This is a genomic window from Boudabousia marimammalium, assembly GCF_001936115.1.
In the GTDB taxonomy this organism is placed as follows: domain Bacteria; phylum Actinomycetota; class Actinomycetes; order Actinomycetales; family Actinomycetaceae; genus Boudabousia; species Boudabousia marimammalium.
The window spans coordinates 1-25,604 of record NZ_MPDM01000007.1 but is presented as its reverse complement, the minus strand read 5'-3'; the positions used below and the strand labels follow the sequence as shown (position 1 = coordinate 25,604).

19 protein-coding genes, 1 pseudogene and 1 CRISPR repeat array are annotated in these 25,604 nt (G+C 50.6%); of the genes and pseudogenes, 16 read left to right on the top strand and 4 right to left on the bottom strand.

Annotated features, from left to right (window positions below):
- Positions 1–468 precede the first annotated feature (468 nt).
- Entirely contained in the window at positions 469–1,404 is a 936-nt protein-coding gene (locus BM477_RS06800) for a hypothetical protein (RefSeq protein WP_158024395.1), read from the top strand.
- 1,127 nt (positions 1,405–2,531) lie between these two features.
- On the opposite strand, the gene BM477_RS06795 is transcribed toward BM477_RS06800, so the two are convergent.
- The gene (locus BM477_RS06795) at positions 2,532–4,394 is read right to left on the bottom strand and encodes a KAP family P-loop NTPase fold protein (protein WP_075361920.1); all 1,863 of its coding nucleotides are present in this window, start codon (positions 4,392–4,394) and stop codon (positions 2,532–2,534) included.
- A gap of 756 nt (positions 4,395–5,150) precedes the next feature.
- Between BM477_RS06795 and BM477_RS08650 the strand changes: the two genes are divergently transcribed.
- A complete protein-coding gene (locus tag BM477_RS08650) occupies positions 5,151–5,663 on the top strand; it encodes a glycine zipper domain-containing protein (protein WP_425425754.1) in 513 nt (170 codons plus the stop codon).
- 479 nt (positions 5,664–6,142) lie between these two features.
- Here the strand turns inward: BM477_RS08650 and BM477_RS08645 are convergent.
- Positions 6,143–6,658, bottom strand: a pseudogene (locus BM477_RS08645) (fibronectin type III domain-containing protein); the annotation flags it as partial.
- A 490-nt stretch (positions 6,659–7,148) separates the two neighbouring features.
- On the opposite strand from BM477_RS08645, the gene BM477_RS06785 reads away from it, so the two are divergent.
- From BM477_RS06785 to BM477_RS06775, 3 genes are all read left to right on the top strand, one after another.
- Positions 7,149–7,502, top strand: a complete 354-nt coding sequence (locus BM477_RS06785; RefSeq protein WP_075361918.1) for an ArsR/SmtB family transcription factor — start codon at positions 7,149–7,151, stop codon at positions 7,500–7,502.
- Positions 7,499–8,137 carry a cation diffusion facilitator family transporter gene (locus tag BM477_RS06780; protein ID WP_075361917.1) on the top strand — a complete coding sequence of 213 codons (639 nt, stop codon included), beginning with the start codon at positions 7,499–7,501 and terminating at the stop codon, positions 8,135–8,137. Before BM477_RS06785 ends, BM477_RS06780 begins: the two co-directional genes overlap by 4 nt.
- A 109-nt stretch (positions 8,138–8,246) precedes the next feature.
- Complete coding sequence (locus BM477_RS06775; protein ID WP_075361916.1) at positions 8,247–10,562, top strand: Cna B-type domain-containing protein; 2,316 nt, start codon at positions 8,247–8,249, stop codon at positions 10,560–10,562.
- Positions 10,563–10,596: 34 nt separating this feature from the next.
- Here BM477_RS06775 and BM477_RS06770 read toward each other — a convergent pair whose 3' ends face one another.
- Positions 10,597–11,079 (bottom strand): hypothetical protein, encoded by a 483-nt coding sequence (locus BM477_RS06770; RefSeq protein ID WP_075361915.1) that lies wholly within the window; start codon positions 11,077–11,079, stop codon positions 10,597–10,599.
- Positions 11,080–11,235: 156 nt separating this feature from the next.
- Here BM477_RS06770 and BM477_RS06765 point away from each other — a divergent pair, with 156 nt between their 5' ends.
- The gene (locus BM477_RS06765; RefSeq protein WP_075361914.1) at positions 11,236–12,252 is read left to right on the top strand and encodes a diacylglycerol/lipid kinase family protein; all 1,017 of its coding nucleotides are present in this window, start codon (positions 11,236–11,238) and stop codon (positions 12,250–12,252) included.
- Between the two features lie 370 nt (positions 12,253–12,622).
- Here the strand turns inward: BM477_RS06765 and BM477_RS06760 are convergent, their stop codons facing one another.
- Positions 12,623–12,976, bottom strand: a complete 354-nt coding sequence (locus BM477_RS06760) for a hypothetical protein (RefSeq protein ID WP_075361913.1) — start codon at positions 12,974–12,976, stop codon at positions 12,623–12,625.
- Positions 12,977–13,385: 409 nt separating this feature from the next.
- Here BM477_RS06760 and BM477_RS06755 point away from each other — a divergent pair, with 409 nt between their 5' ends.
- The 10 genes from BM477_RS06755 (at position 13,386) to cas2 (ending at position 24,730) form a co-directional block, all read left to right on the top strand.
- The gene (locus BM477_RS06755) at positions 13,386–14,714 is read left to right on the top strand and encodes an ABC transporter substrate-binding protein (RefSeq protein WP_425425752.1); all 1,329 of its coding nucleotides are present in this window, start codon (positions 13,386–13,388) and stop codon (positions 14,712–14,714) included.
- A 66-nt stretch (positions 14,715–14,780) separates the two neighbouring features.
- Positions 14,781–15,623 carry a carbohydrate ABC transporter permease gene (locus tag BM477_RS06750; protein ID WP_075361912.1) on the top strand — a complete coding sequence of 281 codons (843 nt, stop codon included), beginning with the start codon at positions 14,781–14,783 and terminating at the stop codon, positions 15,621–15,623.
- Entirely contained in the window at positions 15,623–16,459 is an 837-nt protein-coding gene (locus BM477_RS06745) for a carbohydrate ABC transporter permease (RefSeq protein WP_075361911.1), read from the top strand. The genes BM477_RS06750 and BM477_RS06745 overlap by 1 nt, the downstream gene beginning before the upstream one ends.
- 70 nt (positions 16,460–16,529) lie before the next feature.
- Positions 16,530–17,552, top strand: a complete 1,023-nt coding sequence (locus BM477_RS06740; RefSeq protein ID WP_075361910.1) for a LacI family DNA-binding transcriptional regulator — start codon at positions 16,530–16,532, stop codon at positions 17,550–17,552.
- The gene (locus tag BM477_RS06735) at positions 17,552–18,166 is read left to right on the top strand and encodes a MusI family membrane protein (RefSeq protein ID WP_075361909.1); all 615 of its coding nucleotides are present in this window, start codon (positions 17,552–17,554) and stop codon (positions 18,164–18,166) included. The genes BM477_RS06740 and BM477_RS06735 overlap by 1 nt, the downstream gene beginning before the upstream one ends.
- Positions 18,167–18,321: 155 nt before the next feature.
- A complete protein-coding gene (locus tag BM477_RS06730; RefSeq protein ID WP_158024393.1) occupies positions 18,322–18,981 on the top strand; it encodes a DUF6318 family protein in 660 nt (219 codons plus the stop codon).
- 161 nt (positions 18,982–19,142) lie between these two features.
- Positions 19,143–19,973 (top strand): hypothetical protein, encoded by an 831-nt coding sequence (locus tag BM477_RS06725; RefSeq protein ID WP_143230236.1) that lies wholly within the window; start codon positions 19,143–19,145, stop codon positions 19,971–19,973.
- A 249-nt stretch (positions 19,974–20,222) separates the two neighbouring features.
- Positions 20,223–23,501 carry a type II CRISPR RNA-guided endonuclease Cas9 gene (gene cas9 / locus BM477_RS06720; RefSeq protein ID WP_222842288.1) on the top strand — a complete coding sequence of 1,093 codons (3,279 nt, stop codon included), beginning with the start codon at positions 20,223–20,225 and terminating at the stop codon, positions 23,499–23,501.
- 2 nt (positions 23,502–23,503) lie between these two features.
- On the top strand, positions 23,504–24,394 hold the full coding sequence (gene cas1 / locus BM477_RS06715; protein WP_075361906.1) for a type II CRISPR-associated endonuclease Cas1: 891 nt from the start codon (positions 23,504–23,506) through the stop codon (positions 24,392–24,394).
- Between the two features lie 6 nt (positions 24,395–24,400).
- Complete coding sequence (gene cas2 / locus BM477_RS06710; protein ID WP_075361905.1) at positions 24,401–24,730, top strand: CRISPR-associated endonuclease Cas2; 330 nt, start codon at positions 24,401–24,403, stop codon at positions 24,728–24,730.
- Positions 24,731–24,781: 51 nt separating this feature from the next.
- A CRISPR array of direct repeats spans positions 24,782–25,585; the repeat unit is 36 nt; unit sequence CAAGTATATCAAAGGGAAAATGTACTAAAACCCAGC.
- Positions 25,586–25,604 lie beyond the last annotated feature (19 nt).

Sequence of the window (25,604 nt, the reverse complement as noted above, 5' to 3'; positions counted from 1 at the left end):
ATTTACTGAAAGTATCCTAGTATATTTGTTCAACCTCTAGCTGATTTAAAGAGAAACTAGTGGAGAATAACTTGGTCTTAGAGGCGGTATTGCCAGAAAGAACGTAGTGTTTACGAGACAGCAATGCTGAACTTGACTTTTATGTGGGACGATTTTAGCTATTCCAGAATAGTCGAGACATTCAACAGAATGCAATAGAAGCAGAGCAAAGCAAGCTTCAAACAAACGTTGTATTAGTGAGGTTATCTCATGAAAGCATATTCTTTGTTTAAACGAATCTGTAGGGGAGCGCGATTCGTTTGCATGTGTCTAGTACTTATAGCGGTCACGCTTATACTGATCGTAGCATGTGTGAAATCCCAGACACTTAAGCAACTTTGTACCATACTGTTTCTTGCAGGATTTTTGTGCTGTTTCTTGTATTGGGCTCTCAAGCATAGGATGAGTGTACTTGAAGTGAAGAGCGTTATGAGTCTCGTTCGATTCGAGATGGCACGTTTTGGGTCAATCATTACTGCTGCTTGCAATTCGTGGTTGCAACTAGTAAAAGCGCAGGACTGGGATGAAATCAAACTCTTTCCGGATGGATATGAGAGGAAAAAGACGGCTGCGGTAGGGTGGTTTCTGCTTCTCATACTGGTATCGGTATTAGGCATATCCGTAATTGTTATAGTATCCATTTTGTTGGATTCAAAGGATATCTCGGAAAACGCTTTCAGGAGTGCTGCTAGCTTTAATATTCTGTATATATCAACTATCTGCACAGTTGCGGTGCTATGTGTTGTGGCGTTTGGTCTATTGGCACAGTGGAAGGGAATAGTTCGTTTTCGTCTCGATATGCGTAGCGCTGGCATGAATTTAGCAAACACCGTGGGCTTCTTCGCAGCGGCAGGGGCTGCGTCGGCTGCAGTTTCTCCATTGCTTATCGATGAGTTTTCACCCGGTAGGTCTACTGTTGGTCCGGTAATCCTTGTAGAATTTCCCGCACTATTTGCAGTAATGGGATACATTGTTGGAGTAATTTATGTGCCATTTAGTTTTTGCAAGCAGTCCAACAATTTGTTTTATAGATGGTGGATACCTGGGATTGCAGATATTGTCGGATTTACGTTTGTTGTTTATGGCTTTCAGCTTGATCCCCGTCATTTATTTGCCCCAAGTCTGCAGGCTTCAGGTGTAACTAAAGAGCTTTGCTCCGCACCAGTAATATCCCCCGAAGTGGCTGCCCATGTAGACGACCCAGTTTGGTTGACGGCAATGTTAGATCTCTGTGGAGGAGGTGCATTTGTGTCTGAAAATCAAATTACTATTGGGGTTCTGCTTTACGTGGTGACCATTACGTTAGCTGGAACTTTACATAGCTATTTGAGAGTTTTCTGGTCTGAGCCTGCGAATCAAGGATAAGGTGGGGGACTTAGAATTACCTATTACTGTGCTTCCGAGAGGTGCCGCTTCGGACGAAACTAGCCTTCGTGTCTTTTGGGAAAGGGGTTTTGTAACTATATTTAACTGGATGCTTCGTAAGTGCGTGAATCTGCGTAGGTTGTGTATGAAACAGGTATATGATGGCGATTAGTGGGTGCAGAGTTAGATTGTGGAATCTGATTCGGGCAGGATGCTGGCGCGGCTTTGTTTTCATTGTCGCGCATGTTGTCGCGGGGCTGAGATAGTCTGGCGAGTAATGCGGGTGGAAGTTAATGTAGCGCTGTGCCCATTGGTTCATGGGCAGTCGTGCGTGGGCGATGAATTCTGGGCCGTTTCCCGTTCCGATTACTCGTGGCCCACCACCATGCTCGAGTGATGCTAAGTCAAGTAGCTAGATGGCCGAAGCCACATCAAACCTGTCATCGGTAGTGAAAGCAACATGTACTTGAGTGTATTCACCGATGACGTTGCATATTTTGCTCATCTTGACATGCAAGGTTGAATCGAACCAGAAATTCAGTGCCCATACATCTTTTGGGTATTGACTAGGGGTAACCTCACGGTAATCTTTACCTGTACACGCTTACGCTTCTCCCTGGGAAGTACACGCAGACCTTCCTCGCGCCAGATTCTGCGGAAAGCTCCCCTACGATGGTTCCTTCCGCTACTTTTTCTAGCTTGGCTTTACCGAGCAGATGCTTCAAGCGCGAGTTCTCATAACGTAGCCCGCGCAGTTCTTTAGCCTCACTCTAGGTCTCCTTCGTATGGGTAGCCTGTCCTCAGTCCAGTGTCTCTTAACTAATATCCGACCAAGTCAGAATCTAAGAGGTGACAGATCCGCGCTCTCTCTTTGTTTTCCCGAGGTTTTCCCAATATGAGAACAATCTGTTCTGGAGTGTGTTTCGTAAATCTCTTTACAGTCATCTTTTTTTCCTCCCCAGGGAGGAGGCCGATAGACAACAATCAAACCGCCAGAACCCAAAAACCGAGAACATTCCACGGAGACTTTCGGCTTTTGTCGGATGACCTAGCAAGCTTCAAGGGTAGAGTAAGCATTCTATCTCTAAATCCGCAGTTAATCCCAACAGGAATGAAAGCGAACCGTTCTAGCCTTCATTTCTTAGATACCCTTCTGCAATAAGCCGTGCCGCACACCTAGTATGGTCCTCTGTCTTAATCTCTCGAATCGAGAACCGGGGGTTAGAATTTGGAGAATGCTTGGTAGCTACTTCGGGGAACTGGTGTTTCATCTCAGTCAGAATGTCAAGGCCGGCCTTATCGGTCAAATAGTTGCCAAACATTAGGCTAATCCCATACCGTCGAGGGTATAGTTCTATGAATCGTTTACCTATGACAGCTGATGGCAAACGACTTTCAGCGCTTGCTTGATAGCTCCAGTATGCCGGCGTTACTCCAGCCTGGATATCCCCAAGAACTTCTTTAAGTACATTCTCAAAAATAATGGCCAAATCGGCTGCATGGGAGTTGGTTTTACGGAGCGCTGACTGGCGGTCCTCTAGGCTCTCGATAGCAGAAGACCGGAAGGCGGTCTGAGTTGTGGCTCCCGCTGTTTCTGTGGTGCCTACAGCGGTCACAGCCGACTTAACTAGAGCATCGTTGAATAGTTCGGGATTGAACTCTTTTCCTTCTTTTGTGGCAAACAGTTGGTTAACCGTTTCGATAAATGTCCTGAATGCGTCTTCCTTGTACTCGCTAATCCCGAATTTCCCCCGCCAAGTGCGTGATTCCTCTGAGTCTTGTGTTGCGGCTTCTATTATCTCGTTCCATTTTTCTGAACGACCTTCGAGTGATTGAGGACGCGTTAGCTCGGAAAAAACATCTGGGTAGGCAGTTTGGAGACACAGAATTGCAAAAATATGAATATCGTTAGCCAAATCATTATTGGAACTCTGTTTATCTGTACTGAGAACAGCTTTGCCAATAGTTTTGATGAGACCAAAAGTGTTGATCAAACGCTTAATTGAACGAGGGTTACGCCCAGCTGAAGACTGTGCCAAAATATCGAAATTTTCAAGTTCGTCCTCTGAAACATCCAGCCCGATTGATTCCAAACCTGTTTTCAAAAGTTCAGCGACATTGTATGCGCCTACTGGCAGGTTAAAAGGTACCTGGATGATTTTGTCGAAAAATGCTCTCGCTTTATCTTCACTAAAGTCAGGACCATATTTCTCCCGGACACCACGAAGAACTACAGCAAAATCAATAGCCAAGACGAATACGCAATCTGGAACATCTAAGAACACTTTGATTGCTTCCATGATTGCAACCGCTCGTTCTGGTTCAAGCCTGTCCAAGTCATCAATGTATATGATTATTCGGTTTGGCCCTCTAAAACCATGCATGCTCGGATCTGCTTGTACAATATCCTGGACGATTTGTTGTAAGCTGCTGCGCAAATCAGTAATCAGTTGGATAGAAGCATCCATTTCTGCAAGACCACCTGCTGATGTTTCGCTATCGATGTCTTCTGCTCGGGTCTTTTGGGCTTCGTCAAGTCCTGCAACTATTGCTTCACCGTAAGGCACCATTGATTTAATTGCGGTACGAGCCGCAGCTAATAGGCCTAGTTTTACAGCTCTTTCTGTCTTTTTGATGTTCTTTTTGAGGTTAGTAGCGAATTCGTTCTCTTCGGATTTCGGTGTTGGAATGCGTGCATTCAGCTCACTAAGTATCGTGCCTATCAACGAAAACACTAGTTGATCGCCAAGGTCAAACTGAGCGTACTGCCAAGTGTTGAAATCCACTTGCCAATAGTCGTTGCTGCTAAGGTTGTGCTTTAACACGCGCATAGCACTGGTTTTACCTGTGCCCCAATCACCTTGGATTGCGATGGTCATCGGTGTTTGGCAAATGGTCATAAAATAAGATAACCCAGTAAGGTAACTCTCAACTTGCACTAAATCGTCATCCGCTGGTACATCATTGAATCCGAACGTGGAAGAAGTCATTACTGCGCTCCTGAATATAGACATGTAGGTGTATGTGGACATGCCTACAGTTAACCTTGTGCCAGTCTAGCAGATTTGGTTATTGTCTAACAGATATTTTTCTTCGGCCTTCCCATTTACTAGTCCGAGGAAGTGCGTTTGGACCTGAGAGTTAAGGCATTTGAGTGAAGCAATAGGCTTCCGTAATTCCTACCGGTATTTGCTGCAAAGTTCTGGGTAGAAGACAAGGTGGCAGACCTTGTAGGGTCTGCCACCTTGTCTATTTGACTAGGGAGTTAGCCTTGGGCTTTCCGGGAACGAAGCACGGCAGCGCCTGCTGCCAGCATCGTCAAGCTCAGTAGAGCAAGAGTCATTGCATCGACGCCTGTCTTCGCAAGTGATTCACTACCAGACTTACCAGCAGCACCAGTCTCAACCAGCGAACCCTTACCAGCCTTACCGGTCTTACCGGGGACACCATTAGCACCAGCACCAGCACCAGCACCATCAGGAGTAGGCTTAACAGTCACGCTAGGAGCAGACTCAGCCTTCTTCACACTCCAAGCCAGCTTAATCAACTGCGGGCTAGCAGCCCCAAGCTGACGGAACTGCAAGCTATGCTCACCCGGAACAAACTTAGCGGCAGTCTCAGCACTAACAGCCAACATAGCGCGACCATCCTTAACCGTGACAGTACCCAAAGACACCGGATTAGAATGAAGCACAACCTCCCACATTGATCCTTCAGGCGCCTTAGTGAAGACCAGTTCTAGGGAGATGGCCTCACCCTTGGTGAAGGAGTTAATCTCCACGCCATCAGCCATCACCATCACAGAAGGCTCCACAGTCGGTTCCACAGTAGGTTCAACCGAAGGCTCAGTGGAAGGTTCGACCGTGGGTTCCATGGTCGGCTCAACAGTGGGTTCGGTGGTGGGCTCAACCGTGGGTTCCACGGTCGGCTCCACAGTCGGCTCCACAGTCGGTTCCACAGTCGGTTCCACAGTCGGCTCAACCGTGGGTTCCACAGTCGGCTCAGCCTGCTTCAAGCTTAGATCCACACGCTGGTCCAGGGTGCGGTCGACAATGGAAAGTGCATGTGCCGCCATGGTGCCAACAAAGTACTGTTTGCCTGGTTCAAACATGTTGGCTGGCACGGTGAGTGAGGTGCTGAAAGCGCCGTTCCTGATTTCGAGTTCAGATACAGGCACTACGGCCTTGTATTCTCTGATGCGGTTCACGTCAGGTGTGGTGCCTGGAGTCCAAACCGAGGTGTCAGCGATAACGACGTAGACGCCTCGCGCCGCACCATCGCCAAGGTATCCGGTGCCAGAGACCTCAAAAGTGTTAGCCTTCGCGGGATCGATTTCCTTGGTTGGGGTCACCACCAGTTTCGGGTCGGCAATCTCAGTGGGGTTGCCAATCTTGAAAGGTGCGGAAGTAACTACTTTAGAAAACTTATTTCCATTGATCAGTTTGATTTGTGCTTGGAAGACACCTGCAGGGAGCCTCTCAAGTTTCCAATTGGTCAAATGACCGTGTGCTTCGAATTGTTCGAAGTGGCTCTTGAAAGTTGCGCCGCATGCCTTCACGCAAACAATGCGAACCAGATAAATCGAGTGCTCTGGTTCGTCTCCAGTTGGTGACCAGCTCACAGTTGCGACATGGCCATTCTGGTGTACGAAAGCACCGAAACCATCCTCGTCAATCCTCATCTTGTAGGCGTCTTGGTCGGCAGGAACTATGACGGCATCGGACAGGGCAGTCCACTCGCCCCAGCCACCAGCGTTCTGTGCGCGAACCTGAACCTGGTAGCTGACGCCGGGGTTCAGGCCGGTAAACTTCCAGTATTCGGGAAGGCCCGCAGTCATGTCGGCATTGGCTACTACAGTGCTGTCGTCAGAGCCAACTAGCTTGACTTCGTAGCCGGTGATTGGGGCTCCCTCTGTAGGCTCAAACCAGAAAGCCTCGATAGCGGTAGTGTCTCCCGTGACGAGGCGTGCGCTCAACCTATTCGGAACGCTGGGAGCCTCCACGATCGGGGTGGTGCCAGGATTATTTTCCTCAGGAGTAGTATTGCCGCCCGGGGCATCAGGCGTCGCCGGGGCATCGTCCTCAATCACAAAGTTATCTGAGAGGACTCCTGAACCCGGGACGGGATCAATGTTCCAGTCATCCAGAGCATGGATAGCAATGTAATAGGTGTGTCCAGCTTCTAAACGATCAGGACCGAACTCAGCGGTGGTGGCGCGGCCATTCCTAGCAATCAGGATGCGGTTACCCTCCATCAGGGCAACCCGGTATTCGCCGCGGAAGGTTGCCGCGCGTTCCCAGCTGACGCTAATGTGTTTACCCTCGACCTTAACAGTAACGTTCTGAGCGGCCAGCGAATGACTGCTGGGCGGCACTGGCACAACAGCAGTGGTGCCAAACTTGGGGCTGGTGGTAGTCGCATAAGCGGGTGCGATATTAGCGCTAAACAGCAAAGCACCGGCTGTGGCAACTGCCAAGCCGGTACGCAGCAAAGTTTGGCTAGTCTTGCGTAGCCGTACTGACATAAATCTCTCCTTGGAAATAAAATCCCTAAAATAGCTGAGGTTAGGCTATCCTCAGGGAACATGATATGAAGTTGCTTCTAGGTCTGCAAGGATTATTGCCATTTTGTGACAATGTGTGACATTATGGTCAGCTAAATGCTTGGGTGGTATATGTGTTTAATCTCTGTTCATCGATAGATTATTGCATATAGTACAGTAGGTGCTGTACAATCAGTGGGTGATGAATAATAATCAAGTTGATGTAATGAACCGTCTGGGCAGGGCCATGGCCGATTCTTCCCGGTCTCGTATCCTGCTGGCGCTGATGGAACAGCCCTGCTATCCCGCCCAGCTATCCTCTGAACTGGGGTTAAGTCGTACCAATGTGTCCAATCATCTGGCCTGCCTGAGGGGCTGTGGTTTGGTGAGAACAGAGGTGCAGGGGAGAAGAACCATGTACAGTCTGGTGGATCCGCATCTAGCGGCCGCACTCGGGCAGCTACTCCAAGCCACCATTTCTGTTGACGAAGCCAAAACCTGTGAGAATCCGGACTGCACCGTACTAGGTTGCTGTAATGAAGGAGCGAAACTATGAGCACGGTGACGGTTTCTCCCTCCCGTAAGAGCGTCTTAGAACGCCGGATCAGACTAATAGTTTCAGTCACTATTGGTTGGAACATTATTGAGGCCATTGTGGCGATTACCGCCGGTGGCATTGCCTCTTCCTCGGCCCTAATCGCTTTCGGTTTAGACTCACTCATTGAAGTCATGTCAGCATTCGCGGTGGGCTGGCAGTTCTCCTCGGCTAATCCTGAAGCTAGGGAACGAATCGCCTTGAAGGTCATTGCGATTTCCTTCTTCGGCCTCGCCGCGTATGTGGGGGCCAGCTCGGTTCTGTCCCTTGCCGGATACGCCAGCCCTGAACACTCTCTAGTTGGCATCATCCTGGCCTCGCTGAGCCTGATAGTGATGCCCCTGCTTAGTGCTTTTGAGCGCAAGACCGGCAGGGAGCTGGGGTCCGCTACGGCTGTCGCAGATTCTCAACAAACGCTGATTTGCGCGTACCTGTCGGCAGCGGTCCTAGTTGGTTTGCTGCTCAACAGCGTGATGGGATGGACTTGGGCTGATCCTCTGGCCGCGCTGGTAATCTCGATTGTTGCCCTGCGTGAAGGGGTGGAGGCTTGGCGGGGCGAGGTCTGCTGCAAAACTCCCGGCGGGTGCGCGGCTTAACCCCTCTGGCCTAGATATGAGGGTGTATCCGCCGCTAAACATTTGTGCTTGCATAGCCGCTAGTTAGGTGTAATGTGAAAGCTAGCGGTATGGAAGATGGGAGACTAGCATGCGGTTGTTATCTGATTCTTTGATCAAAAAATCTAAAGTACTTGCAAGCATTGGGATTGTGGTCGCCTTATGTGCGGCGGGCAGTGTTCCGGTTCAAGCGGCGGAGCGTCCCTTCCCGAAATATGATCTCTCATTCCAGTGGATTCACGGTGAAGCGGATCCTCAATGGAAGCCGGGTGACCCCGGTGACGGCTGCTTGAGGTCAGAGAATCCGACAGTCACCCATCTTTCTACATTCGGTTTCCGCACGGTGCTGAACCCTTGCGATGGCGTGCGCACCACCATGCGCTGGTACTATGACGATACCCAGACTGGCGCTAGCGCAGCCCCAACTAATATGTTCCGCCTAGGAGTTACCTGGCAGCACACCCGCCGGGATTCAAATGACCCTTACGTGTGGAAGCCGGTTGAAAACATGACCATGGACGGGCAGAAGATTGACCCGAATCTTTACGACCCGGCCAACCAAGAATCAGTCGTAGTGAAGAAAGCTAACGGGGACTGGAGCCATATTCCGGACCGTCCCACTGGTTTCTTCGAACCCAAACACGTGGTCTTTGATGATTTCTTCGAATTCAATGAAGAACATACTTTTGTTTGGGATAGCTACCTGCCGGTTTTTGCTGACGGTGGCGGCATGTCGATTGGTACTGGCTCCACTGGTGACACTCAGGGCGGATCGATTGGTGCGAAAGCTAACGGCCTTTATGTTTCCATTCCCGCATACGCTGATTTTAGGTATGTGTTGGATACAGAGTACCGGCAGGCTATGAGCGTGCCGGGTACAGATGCTACTGGAGTCGCACCGAAACTGCCGCACCGGCCATTGGCTAAATGGTCCGGCCCGGTAGAAGGGTCAACCTACACGACCATTCAGTGCTTGGAGTCTGCAGATCAGTTCCTAGCTCCAGTGGTTACTGGTAAGAAGACTGCGGATGTTTATCCGGAACTAGCTAAGAAGTATCCGAGTGTTGCCAACAGTGCGGGCAGCGTCCAGATTGCTGACGGCTCCGGAAGCTATGGGCTGGCAAGGTGGCCGTATGAGTTCTCTTTGAAGCAACCTGGCACCTGGGCTTCTGCTGCAGGGTTACGACCTTTCAACTACGACAGCGCGGCCGAGAAGTTCCTGGACTACGGGGATAAGAACCTACCGTACAAGCCGACCTTTGAGTCGGTGAAGAAAGAGATCCCCGGCTACACCTATGTGGATAATGATCTGCCAATCGACGAGAGCGGCGCATTCGACAAAATGGGTTCGGGAGGAATCCCGACTTTCAAAGCCGCACCCAATATTAGGCTTTCCTACCATAAGACAGTTGGCTATGAGACTCAGCATCTTTACTTCACCTACAAAAAGACGCCGGGCACATTCAAACTGAAGAAGACCTCCCCAGATGGTAAGCCGATTCAGGGAGCGAAGTTCGCGCTCTATCAAGTGGTTAACGACAAGGTCAGCCCTTGCGGTGTAAAACCAGATATGACGGGTGTTGAGTCCCTCAAGGTTTGTGAGCTGCGGACTCCGCAATCAACTGCGGAAGCCATTCAAATGCTTGAGTCTGAGCCGACAGGCTGTGAGCAGGTTCAAGCGCGGCAGGTCAAGCTACCCGAATTCGATTCAGCTGACGGAACTTTTGTCACAGACGCTACCGGCGGCTATACGCCCTCGGGTGCGCCTGCATTGGAGCCTGGCCAATACTTGCTTAAAGAGATTTCTGCCCCTGAGCCATACCGGATTCTGAATCAGTTCACTGACTTTGAAATTCCACTGCAGGCTGGAACTAACGATAAGGGCGTCCTCGTTCCCATGCAGATTCCTGGCGTAGCGAACGTACTCAACTATCCTGACATGGTTATCATCCCTGTCTCAAAGACTTGGAACGACAAGGACGACGCGGCTCAAGTGCGCCCCGACTCTGTCGAGATTGAACTGCTGGCCGATGGCGCACCCACCGGCAAAATCTTACGTTTGACCGCTAAGAACGGATGGTCGGGCACCTTCGAGGCATTGAAGAAGGCCGAGGACGGGCACGTGATTGAATATTCGGTGAAAGAGAAGACTATCCCCGCCTATGAGTCCCAAATCAGCGGCACCACGAAGTACGGCTTCCTCGTCACCAATACATACAAACCCACGCCTCCGCCTACCCCGACAACGGTTCCTACGCCCGTCCCCACTCCTTCCTCTGTCGAGCCTCCTGTACCAGGTGGGGGACTGTCTCAAACTGGCCTCGATCTTTTCCCGGGAATGGTTGCTGTATTAGCATTGCTGACTGGCGGGCTATTACTGGTTGGTGGCCGCCAAAAGCAACAGTAGGAGCCTCCTCGTAAAACTAGCTTCAGCTCCTGAGCTATTTAGTGGAGGCAACGTACTGTGTTACAGCGTTATTTAGCTGGGCGGTAGCAACCAGAATCTCTTCTGCTTTCGCCTCAATGGCACGTTGCTTCTCCGCTAGAGCGCTAGCTTCCGTGTGAGAACTACAGTCTGCTTTGGCCTCAGGCACAGGATTCTCATCCACCAAGGCTTGTAGCTTGGCTAGTAGTTTTTCACCGGAAACGCCCTCGGCCTCAGCTGTTGCGAAACCCTCAACAGCAGGATTGGCAGCCGTGTCAGTGGCAGCTTTAATCTCAGCTACAGCATCATTTCGCCGATTAATGAGCTCTGAAACAGCTCCCGTGTAGCTTGCGGTGGCGCTCTGGCAGGCTTGGACCGTGTTCTGATAGTAGATGAAGACTCCTCCACCAGCCACAACGATGGCCACCACTACGGCAAGCACTAGAGCAATAGCTTTCGAGTCGCTGCCAGATTTAGAAAAATCAGTGCGGGCGTTCATGCTGGGTTCCTTCCTGTCAGATGCAGAAATATGATTGGCTCTATTGTAGCTGTCCCAGTTCTGAAAAATACGGGATTTCGCTGATTGCCCATTGTTTTTAGAGAAAGTTCTTGCGGAGCTCTGGTAACTAGGGCGTCGGGTCGATAAACTCTTCTCATGGATAACTCACCCTTTTCAAGCCCGGCGCTGCAAACAGTTGAAGAACGGCCGAGGATTCGGTTTATTCTCAGTAAGGGTGCGGGGAAGGGAAACGCGCATAAGCTGGCCAAGGAAATCCTGGCGCAGTATCCGTCCGCTAAACATACTGAGCTGGGACAGGCCGGCATCTATCCTAGTGACGTTGAGATCTCTTTGACCAGAGGCCCCGATCATGTCAGCCAACTAGCCACCGAATGGGCGCAGATGTGGGGAAGTCAGGGCGTCTGCTATGTGGCAGGTGGTGACGGCTCCGTTAATGAGGTAGCGAACGCGCTGGCCGGCACGGACTGTGCTTTCGGGGTTATTCCCGCGGGCACGGGCAATGATTTTGCCCGCAATCTTTACGGTGAAGATACCGGTTATCGTGGCTCTATAGAATTGGTGGCAGCAACTAAGCATGCCCAGTTCGGGCCCATAGATCTGCTGCAGGTCAATGACGAGTACTGCGTGAACGTGTTCTCGTTGGGCTACGACACGGAGGTGTTACGGAAAGCTATGGCCTTGCAGAGGCGTTTCCGGTCGCTTGGCTCATCCGCGTACAAGGCTGCCGTGTTGCGCACCATTTTCTACCAGAAAGCGATTGACCTGGACTTCGAATATCAAGAACCTGATTCGCCTGCACGTAGTATGGAGCATACCTGCACTGTTTTTGTGGTCGGGAATGGGCGCATGTACGGTGGCGGCTATCGTCCGCTGCCCGCCGCGATGCTAGATGATGGGCAGGCCGATTTGCTATATTCGGATGATTTGAATCTTTTGGGGATTGGCCGGCTATTGGCCAGTTACCGCCGAGGCACGCACCAGTCCAGTCCCAAAGTTCACATGACGAGGGTGGGCTCAGTGAGTGTTCGTCGGTCAGATGGGCAGCCGTTGCTGTGGAATATTGACGGGATCGTATTTGAAAGCGATACTGTGCAGATTAAGAATATCCCGCGAGCAGTCAATCTGGCCCGGTTAAGCCTTGTCTCCGAATAATGGCTTGCGCCTCTGTGCTGTAGCAGCGGTGATCACTTGGGGTTGGGTATGACTTTTGGCCAAAATTTTGTCGGAATTGGCTTTTTTATGGCGTAAAGTCATACCGAAGTTGGTGTTTGGGTGGGATTTTTGCGGTTGGGTATGACTTTTCGCCAGAATTGCCCGGGTGGTGGTAAAAGATTAATCCCCCTCGCCTTTAGAGCAACGCGACCATTCGCTTCAGCGCTATCTACTCCGTTATTGGCAGTAGCATCTGGGGTCAAGATGCCCGCCGGCTTATTTGGTCTGAAACCCAACTAAGCAGTCCCAAGAGGCACTGGTCGATAGTGCCTTTGAAAAGAAAATAGGAATCGCTTGGCTTTGCGTTGAGCTACTTTGAGCTGCGCAACAGTAGTCCAACACCCGAACCCATAGTTCCAGCTATGGCAACAAATAGGCAGTAAATCAGTGCGCTTTCGTTGTAGAAAATGAAAACAGAAGGCAAAAGCAGAAGTGGGGGAGCTATGACCCACCACCAGCCGAAGCCTTTCACTATTCCGTCCCATAGGGAGATAGCAAAAGTGAAAGCCGGATGCCCCAGTAACAGAATCATAATCGTCCACGATGAGACGAGGTAGATATCTTGGGTGAAGTAATCAATCAGGGAAGGCAAAAGCGGGGCAAGCAGGTAAAAGGAGAAAACCAGAACTAGACGAACCACGCTGTCCCTAGTTGGAGTCTTCATTTGGATATCCTTCCGTGAGTTTTCCAATTACCTCTGATTCTAGCAAAATCCGGTTTCCGTTTGTCCTTTTTCGCACTAAAATGCGACCGTATCGGGCAAGCTTTAGTTGGAGTGATTCTGGGTAGTGTCAGAAACTTTTGCCATAGCTACCTATGGGCTTTGCAAAGGTTTCTAAAGCTGGCGCAAAAACCGTCAAGATGTCTGACAAAACCGCATAATAACAATATGAAAACGTTTGCGTAAAAGCTGGTCAGAACGGATTTGGGGTGATAGGCTGAACCCTAACGAAAACGTTTTCGTAAACGTTTTGACTCATCGTAGTGTCAAATCGTTAGCCACAACTAAACTCATCGTTTTGTTAGCTGAAAAGCAGCTTGCAGAACTGAGAATAGTCCAAGGGAGGACAAATATGTCAATGAAGAAGTTCATGGCGGTAACCGCGATTGCCGCTCTGTCTGTCGCCGGCCTAAGTGCCTGCTCTAGCTCTGATTCCGGTTCCGGTAATGAAAAAGGCTCAGTCTACTTCCTGAACTGGAAGCCCGAAGCGGAGACAGCCTATCAAGCTATCGCTAAGGAATACAAAGAAAAGACAGGTATTGAAGTTAAGGTTGCAACCGCTGCTTCCGGTAACTATGAGCAGACCCTGAAGACTGAAATCACGAAGTCTGACGCTCCCACCATGTTCCAGGTGAACGGCCCGGTCGGCCTAGAATCTTGGCACAAGTACACTCTTGACATTACTGACTCTGAGATTGCTAAGAACCTGAAGGATGACGGTCTAGCTCTGAAGGGTGAAGATGGCAAGATTTACGGCGTTCCCGTTGCCATTGAAGGCTACGGCATCATTTACAACGAAGAAATCATGGATAAATACTTCGCCATGCCGGGTGCCAAGGCTAAGTCCATGGATGAAATCAAGGACTTCGCTAAGCTGAAAGAAGTTGTTGAGGACATGCAGGCTCACAAGGCTGACCTTGGCATTGACGGTGTCTTCGCAGCCACCTCACTGGCGTCCGGTGAGGATTGGCGCTGGCAGACTCACTTGGCTAACATCCCCATGTACTACGAGTACATGGCTGACGGTGTGACCGACACCAAGGAAGCTAAGTTCACTTTCGCTAACGAGTTCAAGAACATCTTCGACCTGTACTTGGATAACTCCACTGTTGACAAGGCTGTTACCCCGTCCAAGACTGTGTCTGACTCTATGGCTGAGTTTGCGCTGGGCAAGGCCGCCATGGTTCAGAACGGTAACTGGGCATGGGGTCAGATCAACGAACAAGCTGGCAACACTGTTAAGGAAGACAAGATTAAGTTCCTTCCCATTTACACCGGTCACCAGGGTGAAGAGAAGCAGGGTCTAGCAGTTGGCACCGAAGCTTTCCTAGCTGTGAACGCTAAGGCTTCCGAAGCTGACCAGAAGGCCACCATGGATTTCATCAACTGGCTGTTCACCTCTGATGAGGGCAAGAAGCATGTCGTTGACGACCTCGGCTTCAACGCTCCTTTCAAGTCCTTCAGCGAGGCTGAGGTTCCTAACGATCCTTTGGCTAAAGAAATCGCTAAGTACACCTCTAACACTGAGTTGAAGGCTGTGCCGTGGGTATTCACCACCTTCCCGTCACAGAAGTTTAAGGAAGATTTCGGTCAGTCCCTGGCTCAGTACGCATCCGGCAACAGCGCTTGGGAAGATTCTGTAAAGATCTTCGTTGAGGGCTGGAAAGCTGAAAAGAAGTAGTTAGACGTCTTCTGTGGGAGGGGCCATGATTAAGGCTCCTCCCACAGTGTCTCTCTAGGGCATAACATGAAATCACTGAAACATTACTTTCCGATTTTTGCGCTTCCGACACTGATCGCGTTCGCAATTGCGTTCTTCGTGCCATTCATTCTGGGTTTCGGTTTGTCTTTCACGGACTTCACCACTTTGACTGACTTCGAGTTCGTGGGCCTCCAGAACTATGTGGATGTCTTCGCTGAGCGCTCTGGCTTCACGGCAGCTTTCGGTTTTACCGTGCTGGTAGCTATTGTCTCGATTATTACTGTCAACGTTTTTGCTTTTGGGATTGCCTGGTTGCTGACCCGTAAGTTGAAGGGCACGAACTTTTTTAGGACCGTTTTCTTCATGCCGAACCTGATTGGCGGCATCGTGCTGGGCTACACCTGGCAGGTCCTGATTAACTCTATTTTGACGAAATATAATACGACCATTATTTCTGACTGGAAGTACGGCTATTGGGGTTTGATTATTGTTCTGAACTGGCAGCTGATTGGCTACATGATGATCATTTACATTGCTGGCCTGCAGAACGTACCGAAGGAACTAATCGAGTCCGCTGAACTTGATGGTGCTGGCCGCTGGGGCGTGCTCCGCAATGTCACTATCCCGATGGTGATGCCCGCTATCACTATCTGCCTGTTCTTGACTTTGGCCAATACTTTCAAGATGTTTGACCAGAACTTGGCGTTGACTAATGGTGCCCCGCAAGATCAAACCGAGATGGTGGCTCTTAACATTGTGAACTCTATGTTTGCCAGTGTGGGTGACGAGGGCGTGGCTCAGGCTAAAGCCGTTATCTTCGTAGTGGTGGTCGTGGTGTTGGCTATGGCTCAGCTGCGGGAAACCCGTAAGCGGGAGGTGGAAGCATAATGCACAGCAAGATTGGTAAGGTCCTTAGCTACATTGTGCTGGTCTTTTTGACTCTAGTGTTCATTGGGCCGCTTCTGTTCATTCTCTCTAACTCTTTTAAAGCTAAGTTTGAGATTTCCGGTGACCCGTTCTCCGTTCCGATGGGTGATTCTTTTGTCGGCTTGGAAAACTATGTTTCCGGTTTGGCTTTGTCCGGCTCATTTTCAGCTATTTTCTGGTCATTCGTGATCACGATCTGTTCGGTTGCGGGGATTGTTTTCTTTTCCTCTATGACCGCCTACTATCTGGCCCGGGTGAAGACCTGGTGGACTTCAGCACTGTACTTTATTTTTGTTTTCTCTATGGTGATTCCGTTCCAGATGGTCATGTTCCCGACGGTTAAGATTGCGGACTCCCTCGGCCTCGCGAATCCTGCCGGCATGGTTGTGCTGTACTTGGGTTTCGGTTCTGGCCTGTCTGTCTTCATGTTCGTTGGTTTCATTAAGGCGATCCCGTTGGAGATTGAGGAAGCCGCTTCGATTGATGGCTGCAACCCTTTGCAGACGTATTTCAGGATTGTGCTTCCAATGCTGAAGCCGACGGTGATTACGGTCGCGATTTTGAACTCCATGTGGGTTTGGAATGACTACCTGTTGCCTTATCTGGTGCTGGGGCCGTCCAGCAAGTACCGCACGATCCCAATTGTGGTGCAGTTCTTGGTTGGTTCGAACGGTAACCGAGATATGGGCGCACTGATGGCTATGCTGGTGCTAGCTATTGTGCCGATCGTGATTTTCTACATTGCAGCCCAGAAGTACATTATTGAAGGTGTAGCTGCTGGCGCTGTGAAGGGCTAATCCTTTATCATTGGGTGCGGGGCTGGATATTCTGTCTAGTCCCGTACCGTGTCTTTAGATAGGTTTTATCATGGCGGCTACGATTCGCGACATTGCGAGCGCATGCAACGTGAGTCTTTCTACGGTTTCGCGTGCTTTAAATGAGCAAGCTGGGGTGTCTGAGGAGACTCGCGTACTGGTGCAGGAGACCGCCGCGAGGCTAGGGTATTTGCCGAATGTTGCGGCGCAGCGTTTGCGCCGGAGGGGTTCGGATCTGATTGGGATTTTTATTAAGGGCCCAATGAACCCGTTTTTCCAGGAGCTGTTGGAGCGTTTTGAGCATCGTTTGCGGGCGGAAGGTTTCGTTGTTTCGATTGTCCGTATCTGGCATAACGAGGATGAGGTCGCTATCACGCAGGCGACTTTAGCTTCGACTCGTTACGCGGGCGCCATCATGCTGGGCGGCTGGTTCAATGTGGGTGCCGAGGGTTTGGCGCAGGTTAGTGTGCCAACGGTTTTCTGTACTACTTATAGTGTCGCCGGGGCGGATCTTGATAAGTATTCGACTGTGGTGATTGATGACCGGCAGGCGATGCGGGATTTGGTGACTCATTTGCGTGGTCTGGGGCATGAGCGGATCGCTTATCTGGGCTGCGATGATGATGATTTGTCGGTTGGTTCTTTCCGTGAGTCTGCTTTCCAGGAGGCTTTGCAGGCTTCTGGCGTCCCGTTGGTGCAGGATTTGTGTGCGGGGGAGCGTTTTGAGGAGGACCCGTATTCTTTCTCTTATGGTTACCGTTTCGCGCAGAAGCTGGCTTCACATGCGCCGACCGCGGTGGTCGCAGTTTCTGACGTGGTGGCTTTGGGCGCGGTGCGGGGGCTCACTGATTTGGGTTTGCGGGTTCCCGAGGATGTTTCGGTCGCCGGTATTGATGGTATTTTGGTGACTGAGTTTACGGTCCCGCGTCTTACGACGGTGGTGCAGCCGGCTGAGGAGCTGGTGTCGGAAACCTGGGATCTGTTGCGTTCTTTGATGAGCGGCGGGGAGCATCGGCATGTGATTGTGCCGGGTGTTTTGAGTGCGCGTGAGTCGACTGGGCCGGTGGCTAGCTGATGCGTTTTGGCCCTGATTCTAAGTTTTTTCAGGCTTTCGATGCGGCCGCCGATTTGGTGATTGTGAATGTGCTGCTGATTGTTTCTTCTTTGCCGTTGGTGACTGTTGGGGCTGCTGGCCGGGCCGCGCATTTGGCTTTGCGTGCTTTGGCGCAGGCCCGCGGTGACGCGCCTGTGTGGCGGATTTTCTTCCGTGAGGGCCGGCGCGGCTGGCGGATGTCTGCGGCTTGGGGTGTCCTGACGGTGCTGGTAGCCGGGGTTGCTTTGGTGGAGTGGCTGTGGCTGGCGGTTTTGCCTGCGGGCACGCTGGTGACAGTGTTGCGGGCCGGTATTGTGGCGGGCTGCTTTGTGTTTGTGGTTTTGTCGTTGTGGTTTATGTCTTTGCAGGCTGACGGTGGTCGGGGTTTTACGGCTTCGGTGTCTGGGGCGGCCTGGTTGTCGATGCGTTTTGGCTGGCAGTCGCTGGTGTGTGGTTTTGTTGCTTTGGCGCCGTTTTTACTGTTGGCTTTGGTGCCGTCGCAGTGGGTGGCGGTGCTGTTCTATTACGGTTTGGTGGGTTTTGCTTTGCCGATTTATTTGCTTGAGGTGTTCCGGCCGGCCCAGTTGGAGGGCTAGTTGTTTTTGGGGTTAGCTGAGGTTTTGCTGTCTTGGTTTTCCACAGGATTCGGGTTTTGCTTGTTTTTGCCGTTTTCTTTTAGGTAGGGTTAGGGCAGTTGCTCTCCTATTGTTTGGCGGTGTTTGTTTTGGCTCGGTTGCGGTTAGTTGCGTTTGTGGCTTTGGCTGGCCTGGTTTTGGCTGGTTGTTCTCATGTTGGTGTCGAGGGTGTGGGGTCGCCTGAGCCTTCGGGTGAGCCGACGGTCGAGATGAAGATTGTGGATGCTGATGGGGATGGGTATTTGGATTGGCCTGATGGGGTGATTGGCCGTGGCTATGTGATTCCTTCGCAGCCGGTGGGTGCTCCGCCGTTGCCGCAGTGGGTGAAGGATTTCAACCCTGAGATGCCGGCCCTGGCGCGAGAGCCCAGTGAGGAAGGAGCTAAAGCCTTCGCAGAATACGTATTCGCCTCCGACTTCTACGAATTCAACACCGGCACCACTTTGATCGCTCGTAGCCTAGTGGATAAAACTTATGAAGATAGGCTTAAACAGCTTGACGAGACTGATGGGCTTATAGGCAATGGTAAATGGGGTCGCATTGATGAGCTGAAGATGATCGGCACATCAGTGGAACTGGAAGGAGACCAGAAATATTTTATTCGGGTGAAGTACGCTATCTCGCCTCCCTACCCGAACTCAAAAGACCTCTCATCATTGGGTCTAATTGAGCATGAAGGTGGAGTGATGCTGGTATTCGATCGCGACCACGGGTGGAAAGTACACGAGCTTGCCTACGCGAATGGCACTTTTAACCAGTACCTCGAGGACAAATGATGTTTTTGAGATTGCTCAATCGTCCTCGCGCCCAACTAGTGCCGAACCGAATAAGTCTGTCTATTGTTGCGTTAGTTTTATCCTTGTGCCTTGCTCCCTGTAGCATTTCGCATGCAGATGATGAAAATAGGGAAACACGACACTCTCGTTTTAGTTCAGTTGTGACTAACGATGTGGCTGTAGTTTCTGCGGAGAAGTATTTTGATGCAGGTAATGCTGAGACAGCTTCAGAGCGGAAGAAAAGTAATACTCGCAGGCCCAAATCTAGGTCGAAGCGAGTTAGTTCCCCGGTTGTACGTTTTACAAAGTTTGAGTTGTGTATTAACAAGGTGATGGCTGGTCGCGGTTACGATTATTTGGATCGGATTTCTGCGGGGCTTAAACGTAATCGGTTTGGTGTTCCTTCTGTGTCTGCTCAGTTAAGTACTTTGTCGGCTTCGGAGAGGGCTGCTTACGATGATTGTTTGAAGGGCTATGAGAAGCCTCTAAAAGCGAATAAAGCCAACAAAGCTAAAGCTATACCTTCTGTGGTGGCGATGTTGAAAGAGAGTAAAGAGTTTGTCGTCCCGAAAGCTGGGATGCGGATTCAGCCGGAGGGGCGACATATTCCTTCTAAGCCGGCGATTATCTCTACGGATAAAGACAGGCAAGAGTTTGACTTTGTGTTGGGCGGGCAAAATGTTCATTTGCGGTTTGTGGCTCAACGGTATGAGGCTGATCTCGGTGATGGTGGCCCTGTTCTTTCTCAAGCGGGCAAGCCGGTCCCATATCCGGAAGCGCTAAAGGGCAGCTTCTACCGTAACTTTGTTAAGGAGGGTTCTTTTGTTGTCACGTTGCGGACTTATTGGCAGGTGGAGTGGTTTAACCCTGCCACTGGGCAGTGGGTGGTAGAGGCTGAGCTGATGGTTAGTGAGGAGAAGAGCCAGCCGCAACTGGTGAAGCCTTATAACTATGTGCTCACTGATGATGCTGAGCAAGAGCACGGCCGATAAGAGCTCAATTTTGGGTTGACATTCTGAATCGAGATTCATAAACTGGTCGTGTACTAAAACTCAGTAAGAGCCAGCTCGTTACTGGCTTTCGAATGCTCCAGGCTACGGCCTCTTTAAAACCGGCATCTTCGGATGTCGGTTTTTATTTTGCGGATTTTCCACAACTAGTTTCGTTCAACCACTCTAAATTGTCCCGCGGGTGTCGTAAAATGAGCACAACTATTTGTTTTCTTCAAAGGTGTGGTTAACGTGACACGATATGTAGTCGGTATTGATGTGGGTTCCTACTCTGTAGGCATGGCTGCTGTTGAGCTTGACGATAATGGATACCCGATTGAGATTCTGAATGCGGTTTCGCATATTCATGACTCTGGTGTTGATCCGAATCATCAAAAACGTGCGGAGACACGGCTCGCAGTTTCTGGTGTGGCCAGACGAACCAGACGAATGTTTAGGCGTCGCCGTGCACGCTTGCAGAAACTCGACAAGTTCATCGCTCGACAGGGTTGGCCACTTAACAGCTTCGAAGAATTCCCTAATCCTCAATATCCTTGGTTGGTGCGTGCAGAGCTCGCCAGCAAGAAGATCACTGATGAAGCTGAACTGGCGGAGAAGCTGTCCGTCGCTCTACGCCACATTGCCCGCCATCGCGGCTGGAGAAATCCCTACATTAAGGCAGAGTCATTAACCCAGTTGGTTGGTGACAGTGACGCTTTCGTAGCTGTGAGGGAGAGCGTGAAGGAGGCTACCGGGTTACCTATTCCCGAGGGCGCAACCGTTGGGCAGGTTATCGCGTTAGCCAGCAATGGTAAACACCGCCTGCGGGGTGAGTCCGGACTGATTAGCGCTCGGCTCCAACAAACCGATCACGCACGGGAGCTCAAAGTAATTTTCGAAACCCAAGGTCTGAGTGATGAGCTGTTCCGTGAGGTAATTAAAGTCGTGTTCGATGCGGAATCTCCCAAGGGTTCTGCCGCGGGCAAGGTTGGGCATGACGCTTTGCCGGGGCAGACTAAACTCCCTCGTGCTGCCAAGGCCAGCGATGCTTTCCAGCGCTACCGGATTGTTTCTGTTATCGGCAACCTGCGATTGCTAGAGGCTGGTAAGCGTCGGCCATTAGCTACTGAGGAAAGAACAAAGGTATTCGAATACCTCGTATCTGTGCCTTCTAAGGATAAAGCCTCTTGGGATGAGGTCGCTGAACTTCTCGGTGTTGATCGCGGTGAACTACAGGGGACTGCCGCGGTAACCGATGATGGTGAGCGGGTGAGTGCTCGCCCTCCGATCCATGAAACAAACGCGACTATGCGTTCGGTCAAGCTCAAGTCTTTGGCTAAGTTCTGGAAGGAATCCGACGAGGGTGTGCGGGCTGCTATTCTCCGCGCATTATCCAACAGTGAGGCAGTCGATTCCACCTCGGACTATGACGCTCAGGTGGATGAGTTCTTGATGACTCTTTCGGATGAGGACCAGGCACTGTTGGATACCGTGCATCTTCCTGCTGGCAGGGCAGCATACTCGGAAGATTCCTTGCGTAGACTGACCAAGGTCATGCTTGAACAAGGTGTTGATTTGTCTGAGGCCCGTGAGATTGAGTTCGGTGTGCCAGGTGACTGGAAGCCGCCAGCCCCGCGGGTCGGAGAGCCTGTTGGCAATCCTGCCGTTGATCGGGTGCTGAAAACCGTAGCCCGCTGGTTAGATGGTGTGACTGCCCGTTGGGGTGAACCTGAAAGAGTCACTATTGAGCATGTGCGTGATGCTTTTACCAGCAAGTCGAAGTCTATGGAGATTGATCGCAATATTAATCGACGGGCACAGCGTAATGAGTCTCTGCGTGAGGATATTCGAGCTGCCAGAGGGCTTGACGGGCCTGTTAGCAGGGCGGATATGTGGCGTTTCCAGTCTGTCACACGGCAAAATGGTCAGTGCGCCTATTGTGGTACGGGTATCACGATGGCGAACTCTGAGATGGATCATATCGTGCCACGTGCAGGTCAAGGGTCAACCAATACTCGTGACAACCTACTTGCAGTCTGTCACGCTTGTAACTCCGAAAAAGGTAAGATCCCGTTCGCGGTGTGGGCTGAGAAGACTTCCCGTCCGGGCGTGAGCGTCGAGGAAGCGAAGATGCGCCTGAAGTTCTGGGAGCGCGACCTTGGCATGTCAGCCAAGGATTTCGGTTCTTTCAAGCTGTCGGTAATGAGGCGTCTCCAGCGGGCAACTTTCGATGAGGAGATGGATGCCCGCTCCATCGAGTCTGTCGCATGGATGGCTAACGAGCTACGGGCTCGCATTGCTCACAAGTATGCGCTTCAGGCGGAGGGGGACTCTGCTCATAAGGTGCAGGTATTTGCGGGTGCTGTGACTGCGGAGGCGCGGAAGGCTTCCGGCATTGAAAAGCAGCTGGAGTTCATCGGTGGAACTGGCAAGACACGTTTAGACCGGCGCCATCATGCGGTTGACGCGGCGGTTGTTTCGCTCATGTCTTCATTTGTGGCGCAGACTTTGGGGGAGCGGATGAACATTCGTTTCGCTCAGCAGCTCTCCGGGGAGGAGCCCACGTGGAAACAGTACCAGGGTGCGGATTATGCTCACCAGGAGCAATGGCGGCTGTGGATTCAGAAGATGCAGGAGCTTGTTCCTTTGCTGCAGGAGGTTTTGGATGCTGACCAGGTTCCGGTGACTCGTAATCTACGTCTGCGTCTTGGTAATAGCCGAGTGCATGAGGACTCGATCCGTCCGCTAGTGAAATACCGAGTGGGGGAGGAGCTCTCCTCTGAAATGATTGATCGGGCATCCTCAGAGGCCTTGTGGTGCGCTTTGACGAGGGATCCTGATTATGACTTTAAGAAGGGGCTACCGGCAAACCCTGAGCGGACTATTCGGGTTAATGGAACTATTTTCGGGCCTGAGGATGAGGTTTCTTTCTTCCCCGTGAATGCGGCTTGCGTGGCAGTCCGAGGGGGTTGCGCCGAGCTAGGCTCTTCCTTCCATCATGCTCGTATTTATCGTGTGCCAAGCGGTAAGAAAGTCGCATATGTAATGCTTAGGGTTTACGCTCTAGATCTACAGAGGCATCGTGATAAGGACTTGTTCAATGTAGAGTTACCGCCGCAAACCATGTCGGTGCGTAAAGCAGACCCGAAGCTCCGCAAAGCATTAGCCGAAGGGACAGCCGAATACCTCGGCTGGATCGTCGTAGACGACGAGTTGCTGGTGGATACTTCTAAACATGGGAGTGCGGACATGTCCGTACTGACTGAAGAATACGGGAAAGTTAGCAGATGGACTATTGAGGGCTTTTTTGATTCTGGCAGATTGCGCCTTCGCCCGGCTCAGCTCAGCTCTGAAGGATTATCAGAGAACTCTCCTAATTCAATCTGGAAGTTACTTGATCGGCCCGGATGGTTGGCATCTGTAAACAAACTTTTTGAGAACTCAGACACTCGTCTTATTAGGAGAGATTCTCTGGGAAATGAACGTGTTGAAACGCTTTCTGGTCTTCCTGTGAGCTGGTCATTGGAGTAGTTATGAAATCGGGGTGGCGCATCATAGATTTGCTCTCCATGGAGGGCTCCATCGGGTATAAGTATGGGAATCTTGTGGTGCGCCCCTCGGATAAACCAGAGGTTATGGTGCCTCTAGCAGATGTGGCCGTGGTCCTATTGGGGGTCCGGGTAACTATTTCTGGTGCAGCTCTAATGAAGCTCAGTGATCATGATGCCAGTGTTTTGGTTTGTGACTGGCGTGGTATTCCCTGCGCAGGGGCTTATCCTTGGTCGGATCATTCGCGGATTGCCGCTCGTCATAATGCGCAAGCTTCTTTATCTCAACCACGCAGAAAGCAAGCGTGGGCTGCGATTGTTAAGGCGAAAATTCTTGGGCAAGCGCACACTGTTTCTTTGTGTTCAGAACTCGCTTCGAAACGTTTAGTGGAAATCGCTAAATCTGTGCGCAGCGGGGATCCTGAGAATTGTGAGGCTCAGGCAGCTCGTTTATATTGGGGTGCTATCTCTCCATTTGACGGGTTCAGGAGAGAACCTGGATCTGGCGGTGACGATTTTAACAAGTGCCTCGACTACGCCTATACAGTTCTGAGAGGTCATGGGATTCGCTCTGTGGTCGGTGCGGGCTTATGCGGCCCTATTGGCTTATTTCATCATAGTCGTTCCAATCCCTTTGCTTTAGTCGATGACGTGATTGAACCTTTCAGACCGGCTATCGACTATGCGTTGTTGACCACTCTTGAATCCTATGATGTGTCACAGCCTGAAGTTAAACAGCAGCTGGTAGCTGCCTCTACGCAGACTTTCAACAAAGAAGGGCAGTCTTTGACTAATTGCCTAGACAGTTTCTGTCAATCTCTGGGGTTGTTCGTTGAGGATGATCTTGACTCTCTTCCGGTTCCTGTTTGGAAGTGACTTTCTATGCCAAGAAAGGGGACTGACGCCGTGTGGGTTTTAGTGATGTTCGATCTTCCGGTTAAGACGGCCTTGCAAAGGCGCAATGCAACTGGATTTCGCAAGTTCTTGGTGGAGTTGGGCTTTCATATGGCTCAATTAAGCGTGTATGTCAAGTATCTTCCTTCCTCTGGACGGCTATTGTCTTTGGGAAGGTCAATTAAGAAGATGGTCCCACCTGGCGGTTTAGTGCAGATAGTAACTATTACTGACCGGCAGTGGTCAAATTCGGTTAGATATGTAAATCAAAACCCAGTAGAAACAGAACCAAAGCCTGAACAGTTAACAATTTTTTAAACACCAGAATATAAGTTTCCCTTTGATATACCTGAGGAATCTTAACTTACTCAAGTATATCAAAGGGAAAATGTACTAAAACCCAGCCCGTCCAGCTGGTTCAACCATTCACGGACAAGTATATCAAAGGGAAAATGTACTAAAACCCAGCGCATTGACCTTTCTGAAAAGGAAGGCGACAAGTATATCAAAGGGAAAATGTACTAAAACCCAGCGCATTGACCTTTCTGAAAAGGAAGGCGACAAGTATATCAAAGGGAAAATGTACTAAAACCCAGCTGCCATTTTTGTCATCTCTCCTAGAGGTCAAGTATATCAAAGGGAAAATGTACTAAAACCCAGCTGGGGGATGCGCTCACCGAATCACGGATCAAGTATATCAAAGGGAAAATGTACTAAAACCCAGCTTTGTAGCACATCATCCTGTCAGCGATTCAAGTATATCAAAGGGAAAATGTACTAAAACCCAGCGCAGCGGTAGTCGCCGTGCAGACCGGTGCAAGTATATCAAAGGGAAAATGTACTAAAACCCAGCGGCGGAACCGCGGGCGTGAACACCATGGCAAGTATATCAAAGGGAAAATGTACTAAAACCCAGCCCGCAAAGGCCGTTAATCCGAATCTCGCCAAGTATATCAAAGGGAAAATGTACTAAAACCCAGCGCGACCACCACAGCAGCAGTTCACACCCCAAGTATATCAAAGGGAAAATGTACTAAAACCCAGCGTCGTCGCCGTGGACAACCGCTACCTCACAAGTATATCAAAGGGAAAATGTACTAAAACCCAGCTTGCTAATAGCCTATGGTGCTTTAGATACAAGTATATCAAAGGGAAAATGTACTAAAACCCAGCGTGCGTGTGTGTAGATGGG

Bases quoted from the DNA above. Each gene is read 5' to 3' on its own strand.
- BM477_RS06800 (WP_158024395.1), top strand. From the start codon at position 469: ATGAGTCTCGTTCGATTCGAGATGGCACGTTTTGGGTCAATCATTACT.
- BM477_RS06795 (WP_075361920.1), bottom strand. From the start codon at position 4,394: ATGACTTCTTCCACGTTCGGATTCAATGATGTACCAGCGGATGACGAT.
- BM477_RS08650 (WP_425425754.1), top strand. From the start codon at position 5,151: ATGGCCTCACCCTTGGTGAAGGAGTTAATCTCCACGCCATCAGCCATC.
- BM477_RS06785 (WP_075361918.1), top strand. From the start codon at position 7,149: ATGAATAATAATCAAGTTGATGTAATGAACCGTCTGGGCAGGGCCATG.
- BM477_RS06780 (WP_075361917.1), top strand. From the start codon at position 7,499: ATGAGCACGGTGACGGTTTCTCCCTCCCGTAAGAGCGTCTTAGAACGC.
- BM477_RS06775 (WP_075361916.1), top strand. From the start codon at position 8,247: ATGCGGTTGTTATCTGATTCTTTGATCAAAAAATCTAAAGTACTTGCA.
- BM477_RS06770 (WP_075361915.1), bottom strand. From the start codon at position 11,079: ATGAACGCCCGCACTGATTTTTCTAAATCTGGCAGCGACTCGAAAGCT.
- BM477_RS06765 (WP_075361914.1), top strand. From the start codon at position 11,236: ATGGATAACTCACCCTTTTCAAGCCCGGCGCTGCAAACAGTTGAAGAA.
- BM477_RS06760 (WP_075361913.1), bottom strand. From the start codon at position 12,976: ATGAAGACTCCAACTAGGGACAGCGTGGTTCGTCTAGTTCTGGTTTTC.
- BM477_RS06755 (WP_425425752.1), top strand. From the start codon at position 13,386: ATGTCAATGAAGAAGTTCATGGCGGTAACCGCGATTGCCGCTCTGTCT.
- BM477_RS06750 (WP_075361912.1), top strand. From the start codon at position 14,781: ATGAAATCACTGAAACATTACTTTCCGATTTTTGCGCTTCCGACACTG.
- BM477_RS06745 (WP_075361911.1), top strand. From the start codon at position 15,623: ATGCACAGCAAGATTGGTAAGGTCCTTAGCTACATTGTGCTGGTCTTT.
- BM477_RS06740 (WP_075361910.1), top strand. From the start codon at position 16,530: ATGGCGGCTACGATTCGCGACATTGCGAGCGCATGCAACGTGAGTCTT.
- BM477_RS06735 (WP_075361909.1), top strand. From the start codon at position 17,552: ATGCGTTTTGGCCCTGATTCTAAGTTTTTTCAGGCTTTCGATGCGGCC.
- cas1 (WP_075361906.1), top strand. From the start codon at position 23,504: ATGAAATCGGGGTGGCGCATCATAGATTTGCTCTCCATGGAGGGCTCC.
- cas2 (WP_075361905.1), top strand. From the start codon at position 24,401: ATGCCAAGAAAGGGGACTGACGCCGTGTGGGTTTTAGTGATGTTCGAT.